7 protein-coding genes are annotated in these 6,496 nt (G+C 35.9%); 2 read left to right on the top strand and 5 right to left on the bottom strand.

Annotation, left to right across the window (positions count from 1 at the left end; all coding sequences use genetic code 11):
• A partial coding sequence (gene lepA, locus FPG59_RS12715) for a translation elongation factor 4 (protein WP_086454965.1) occupies window positions 1–1,298 on the bottom strand: 1,298 nt, incomplete at its 3' end.
• 323 nt (window positions 1,299–1,621) lie between these two features.
• Here lepA and FPG59_RS12710 point away from each other — a divergent pair.
• On the top strand, window positions 1,622–2,260 hold the full coding sequence (locus FPG59_RS12710; protein ID WP_086454964.1) for a pyridoxamine 5'-phosphate oxidase family protein: 639 nt from the start codon (window positions 1,622–1,624) through the stop codon (window positions 2,258–2,260).
• Between the two features lie 18 nt (window positions 2,261–2,278).
• Here the strand turns inward: FPG59_RS12710 and FPG59_RS12705 are convergent, their stop codons facing one another.
• From FPG59_RS12705 to FPG59_RS12690, 4 genes are all read right to left on the bottom strand, one after another.
• Window positions 2,279–2,638: a hypothetical protein gene (locus tag FPG59_RS12705; RefSeq protein ID WP_086454963.1), complete on the bottom strand. Its 360-nt coding sequence runs from the start codon at window positions 2,636–2,638 to the stop codon at window positions 2,279–2,281.
• Between the two features lie 2 nt (window positions 2,639–2,640).
• Window positions 2,641–3,123, bottom strand: a complete 483-nt coding sequence (locus FPG59_RS12700; protein WP_086454962.1) for a DoxX family protein — start codon at window positions 3,121–3,123, stop codon at window positions 2,641–2,643.
• Window positions 3,124–3,196: 73 nt separating this feature from the next.
• Window positions 3,197–3,862 carry a DUF2807 domain-containing protein gene (locus FPG59_RS12695; protein WP_086454961.1) on the bottom strand — a complete coding sequence of 222 codons (666 nt, stop codon included), beginning with the start codon at window positions 3,860–3,862 and terminating at the stop codon, window positions 3,197–3,199.
• A gap of 118 nt (window positions 3,863–3,980) precedes the next feature.
• Window positions 3,981–5,186: an AraC family transcriptional regulator gene (locus FPG59_RS12690; RefSeq protein WP_086454960.1), complete on the bottom strand. Its 1,206-nt coding sequence runs from the start codon at window positions 5,184–5,186 to the stop codon at window positions 3,981–3,983.
• A 139-nt stretch (window positions 5,187–5,325) separates the two neighbouring features.
• Between FPG59_RS12690 and dusB the strand changes: the two genes are divergently transcribed.
• Entirely contained in the window at window positions 5,326–6,321 is a 996-nt protein-coding gene (dusB, locus tag FPG59_RS12685) for a tRNA dihydrouridine synthase DusB (RefSeq protein ID WP_086454959.1), read from the top strand.
• Window positions 6,322–6,496 lie beyond the last annotated feature (175 nt).

Here is a 6,496-nt window from a genome sequence, read left to right as displayed (position 1 = left end):
TGATTGGTAATGACACCACGTTTTTCAATACCCAAAAACATTACGTTACCCCCAAAATCAGCTTTAGTGATGATAGTTGCCTTGATAAAAGGCTCCTCTACACGGTCTAAACGTGATGGTTCTGGTAAATCAGATGGGTTGTTAATGATAAACGGTGTTTCCGGATCTTTTTTGGTGTAAGCCAAATACGAAACGTTAGGAACCGTCGTGATTACGGTCATGTCAAATTCGCGCTCCAATCGTTCTTGGATAATTTCCATGTGCAACATTCCTAAGAATCCACATCGGAAACCAAAACCTAAAGCTGCTGAACTCTCAGGCAAAAATACAAGCGAAGCATCGTTCAATTGTAGTTTTTCCATCGAGGCACGCAAATCTTCATAATCCTCTGTATCAACAGGGTAAATACCGGCAAAAACCATTGGTTTTACATCCTCAAAACCCGTAATCATATTCGTTGTTGGCGTTTTTGCATCCGTAAGTGTATCACCTACTTTTACTTCTTTCGCCTCTTTAATTCCAGAAATTAAGTATCCAACATCACCTGCTGAAATCACTTGTTTTGGCACTTGATTGAGTTTCAAAGTGCCTATTTCATCAGCAAAATATTCATTGCCAGTAGCCATGAATTTAATTTTTTGCCCTTTTTTAATTTCACCATTTACCACTCTAAAAATAACCTCAATACCTCTAAACGGGTTGTAATGAGAGTCAAAAATCAAAGCTTGCAAAGGCTCGTCAACATTTCCTTTTGGAGCAGGAATTTTTTCAATAATTGCTGCTAATATATTATCGACACCAAAACCAGTTTTTCCAGAGGCGTGAATAATATCCTCTAGGTCGCAACCCAATAAGTCAATAATATCATCGCTCACCTCTTCAGGGTTGGCGCTTGGCAAATCTACTTTGTTCAAAACCGGAATGATTTCCAAGTCGTTTTCTAAAGCCAGATATAAATTTGAAATCGTTTGTGCCTGAATACTCTGCGCTGCATCCACTATCAAAAGCGCACCTTCGCAGGCAGCAATAGATCGAGAAACTTCATACGAAAAATCAACGTGTCCCGGAGTGTCAATCAAGTTCAAGATGTATTCCTCACCCTTGTAGGTGTACTCCATCTGAATGGCGTGACTTTTAATAGTAATACCACGTTCACGCTCCAAGTCCATATTGTCAAGCAATTGCGCCTTTTCTTCACGAGCAGTTACAGTTTGTGTAGCACCTAGTAAACGGTCTGCAAGCGTACTTTTCCCGTGATCAATATGTGCAATAATGCAAAAATTCCTTATGTGTTTCATTTTCAGTAAATATCAATAAATTTGCTTGTCAACTTGTGGGCGTGCCGGCAGAAAAAGCCGTCGGGCTATGCGCTTTATCTTTTGTTCCGTTAGCACTTCACAAAAGGATGCCGCTGCTATCCCTCACGCAAAACCCCACTAAGAGTCAATTAATTTGCAAATATAGGCTAAAAGTTTTTTATGAGAGATTCAACAATGCCTAATGTTACTGCAATTGAAATTTAATTTTTTAGCAATTCTCATTTGGGGTCTTTCTTATTGTATTTTTGCTCGTATTTACAAGAGCATCTTGCAGTTAGATTTGAACTTTTTACCAACTATTTATGCCTACTTCACCACAAGATTCTATTACCATAAACGACACTTCTTACAACTTACAAGAGCTAGAAAAACTAGCTTGGAAAAAATTAGTCAACGGTTCAGTCAAGAAAAAAAACGGTTTCCGAACCATGTGCGTTGGTACCATAAATGAAAACAACACTGCCGCTTTACGAATTGTAGTAAACAGAAAAGTAGATGAAATTCAAAAAATCATTTACTTTCACACGGACAATCGCTCCCGAAAATGTTATGATTTACAAAAAGACAATCGCATTTCACTCTTGTTTTACGATGCGCGTCAACGCGTTCAAATTGTTGTCAAAGCACATGCTACTTTGCATAACAATAATGGTTTATCAATTGATCGATGGAAGGCAACCAGTCCGCAAGCTCGTTTAGGTTATATGACAGTGGAACCACCCAATTCAAAATCAGACCATCCAACATTGGGATACGAAGAACGTTTTTCGACCCTAAAGCCCACAGATATTGAAAGTGATATTTTTCAAGAAAATTTCACGGTTGTCGCTTGTGCCGTCTATGAACTTGAATTTTTATACCTCGACTTTACTGGCAACAGAAAAGCTGATTTCTTTTATGAAAACAGTGTTTTACAAGATAGTTTTTGGGCAGTTCCTTAAACTTAAATAGGCAATGACTCATCTTTTATTGAACTTCGCTTTGTAATAAGTAGTGTCTTTTTCAGAGAAAACGACTCTGCGGTTATCGTCATTTTCGAATTCTAAACTGTCATTTACCACAAATTTTACTTCTGTAAATTTATAGCCGGTAACAAATGTGGTTGTTATTTGATAGGTGTTATTGGTAGCATTCAATTTCATTTCGGTAGCTTCACCCCAAGATAATGGTTTGTCTTTTCCACGAATGGCTACTTTTTTTACATTTTTCATTTCGGATGCATCCAAAGTAAAAACAACGGTTTTTTTATAGGTTTTTTGAACGCAATTTGTCAAGAATAAAGAAAGTACAAGTGCTAGAAATATCGTTTTAGTTTTCATAATTAAGCTTTGTTTTTAGTTAGTAAATAATCAATTCCAAATCGTCCTGAACCTAGTATTAAAAAGAACATCGCTACCCAAAGAAATCCCATGGCGGCTAGGCAATTCCACAATCCATTTTGTATTTGTTGCATAAATATGGCAACTAGCATGGTGCAAATTACTAAGAAAGAAGCAATACGAGTTTGAATTCCAAATAACAGTAGCAATCCGCCAACAGCTTCTGCAAAAGCGCCCATCCAAGCAAAAAAAGCTGGAGCAATGGCAAAAATCCCACCATAACTTGCTACATCACCCGGAAACCAAAAAGCGACTTCAAACAATCCTAAATTAGCATCAACGGGTGACCAAGGCATTCCAAATTTATCGGCTCCAAAGTTAAAAGCCAGCAAGTACCCACAAACAATTCGCGGAATAGTAATAAATAGATCTTGTGACCAATGTGGTAACAAAACAGGTTTAGTGATTTTGGTAAGTAGTTTCATAGTGTTGTATTTTTTATTTTCTTATTGTTATTGAATTTTGATATTGCCATTGCCATTGAACTTTGAATTTTTATTAATTGACAATTAAATCTCCATTACCTGATTTTTTCGAATTAGAATCAAATTGGGCTTTTCCTTTGTTTATAACATCGCCGTTTCCAGTTAATTTTGCGATAAGTTTTTCACTGACATTGACAGTTAGATTTCCGTTTCCAGTGCTTTTTAAATTTGCTGTTTTAGCAACTAGATTCTCTGCGTTTACATCGCCATTTCCAACTTTAACAATATCTAAATCGTCAATCGTTCCGCTAATTTTACTTTCGCCATTTCCGGTGTTTTCTAATCTAAAGTAACGACCCAAAACATTTTTAACGGTTAAATTACTGTTGCCAACGTTTTTGATGACACTTGCCTCTGGCATCGTGATTTTTATTTTTAGATTGGTATCTTCAACATACATTTTGTTATTTTGGTTTCCTTTGAATTGAATTTTTAGTTCTTTACCCGAACCGTTTTCTGAAAAACTCAGGAGACGTTCCAAATTGTTATCGATAGTTATAGCAATGCTCCAAGGTTTGCCAATCTCAACTTCAATAGTTCCATCTAAATCTTCAAAAGAAAGCTTGTCGAAATTTTTGTAGTCGTAATTTTTAGTGATTGTTTTCCCAGATCCTTGTAGTTGTGCGTGTGCAAAAGTTGAAGCGAAGACCAACGTTATTGCCAAGATTAATTTTTTCATAATTAGTTTTTTAGTGATTAATAACAGGGCAAAGTTGCGCCATAAATCAGCACCAATCGCTTCAAATTATGATTTGAGACTAACTAAGTAATGTTTTAAAGTATTGTAAATATTGAGGTTACAGGTTTTCTGTATATTCTTTTGGTGTTTTTGAGGTATTTTTTTTGAAAGCTCTGTTAAATGTAGCTTTCGAATTAAAGCCGCAATCAAAAGCAATTCCTAGCAAGGTAGATTTTTTGTGCTCGCCATTTGTCAGACTGATTTTAACCGCTTCAATTCTGAAATTATTGATGTAATCATTAAAGTTCATTTGAAACCCTTGATTGATCGTTTTAGAAATAACAGAAGCGTTAGTTTCTAATTTTTTCCCCAAATCGGTAAGCGTTAATTCGGGATTTTGATAGAGTTTTTCAGCTTGAATTAAGGTTTCTATTTTAGATTTCCAATGTTCCGTTTCGGGCGAAACAGCTTCTTCAACAGTCTCATATTGAATGTTAATGCTCGTTTCCAGATTACCTGCACTGCTGCTATCCAATAAAAGAATAGGACTTTTGTCAAAAAAAGACATTTTAAACGGTATCGTAGCATTTGTAGGATTAGAATATCCCGTAATGGCAATGTAGTACATCACAATCGAGAAGGAAAGATAAAACCACCAACTACCTTGATACGACTTCATCTCTGGTAAAAAGTATTCAACACCATCAAAAACAAGTGGTAAAAGCAGCATCACTAAAAAAGCAATCAAATACGTTTGAATCCATTTAAACAAAACCGAATCGGCATAACTCACCACCTGAAACATCAGTCTTTTGTAAACATTATAATATCGAATACTCAAAATAAAGTACACAATCATCGAGAATAAACCTAGTTTTTGATACCATTTCTCAAAGTCTTTGTCGATTCCGTTTTCGTAGAAATAATAATCCCCAAAAATGAATCGGTCGTAAATCCAAATAGCCATGATGTACACAAGATACAGCAATCCTGGCAGAATATGTAATGCTTCTTTTTTCGAAAATTTAAATGAGGGATTCAGTAAACTTTGGGTGTAAAAAAAGATGATCGGACCTATCCATAAAAGGTGTTGAAAAGGAGTGTAAAATAAAATATCCCGATAGGGTTGATTGTCATACCAGCCTGCAAAACCAAGCATCCAAGGTGCAATATAGAGGCTACAAAGAAAAATGAAAAAACTCAGCCAATAATTCGATTTATTGTCGGTTTTAATAGCTTTAGCAAGTAATAAAACGCTGTAAACAATTCCTTGCGTAAACGAAATAAGTAAAACGGAACTGTAAAAGCCAAATTGAAAAAGCATCTTGTAGTTTTCGTAAAAATAATTATTTTTTGTAAACCAATGTCAAAATTTTGCAAGTATGACTTCTGGTGTCTTAATCTCTTGATAGTTCCAAAATTATCGGTCTAATTTTTTTATCTTTGCAAAAAAATAAAACACCTTGATTAAAATAGGCGACCATATTGTTTTACCGGATTTTCCCTTACTTCTTGCTCCAATGGAAGATGTAAGCGATCCGCCGTTTCGTAGATTGTGCAAAATGCATGGTGCTGATATGATGTATTCAGAGTTTATCTCATCAGAAGGTTTAATTCGTGATGCCATCAAAAGCCGAATGAAATTGGATATTTTTGATTACGAGCGACCTGTGGGGATCCAGATTTTTGGTGGAGATGAAGAGGCAATGGCCTTGTCTTCTAAAATTGTCTCTACCGTAAATCCAGATCTTATTGATATCAACTTTGGCTGCCCTGTCAAAAAAGTAGTCTGCAAAGGTGCCGGTGCTGGTGTTTTAAAAGATGTTGACTTAATGATTCGGTTAACCAAAGCCGTTATTGATAGTACTCATTTGCCAGTAACGGTGAAAACGCGTTTGGGTTGGGATGATAATTCTATCAATATTGATGAGGTTGCTGAACGTTTGCAAGATATTGGTGTTGCTGCATTGAGTATTCACGCTAGAACACGTGCTCAAATGTACAAGGGGCACTCCGATTGGTCACACATAGCGCGAGTAAAAAACAATCCAAGAATTACGATGCCTATTTTCGGTAATGGCGATATTGATTCTCCAGAGAAAGCATTACAGTATAAAAATGAATACGGCATTGACGGAATCATGATTGGTCGCGCCGCTATTGGTTATCCTTGGATTTTTGACGAAATCAAACATTACTTCAAAACAGGAGAACACCTAGCAAAACCTACCGTTATTGATAGAGTAGAAGCCGTGCGCAATCACCTTACTTGGGCCATGGACTGGAAAGGCGAACGATTAGGAATTGTGGAAACACGTCCGCATTACACCAATTATTTCAAAGGAATCCATTCTTTTAAAACCCACAAACAAAAATTAGTTACCCTAGATCGCCCCGAGGAGCTTTTTGTAGCTTTAGATGAAATTCAGGATGCTTATGCTAGGTATGAGGTAGTTTAAAATTCTATTCAAAAGTTAATGGCATTTTTTTATGCCAATTTTTAGTATATTTGATATAAAATATTGATTATGAGTGTTCAAACTGAAAAATCTTTTTTAATTGATTTACTTCAAAATATTAATGATGCTTCTATAATTCAGAAAGTAAAGAATTTTGTTTTGCACGAAATAGAAC

The sequence above is a fragment of the Flavobacterium sp. FPG59 genome (assembly GCF_002150205.1).
Classification (GTDB): Bacteria; Bacteroidota; Bacteroidia; order Flavobacteriales; family Flavobacteriaceae; genus Flavobacterium.
Note: the sequence above shows the minus strand (reverse complement) of the source record. Positions and strands in the feature narration are given on the sequence as shown.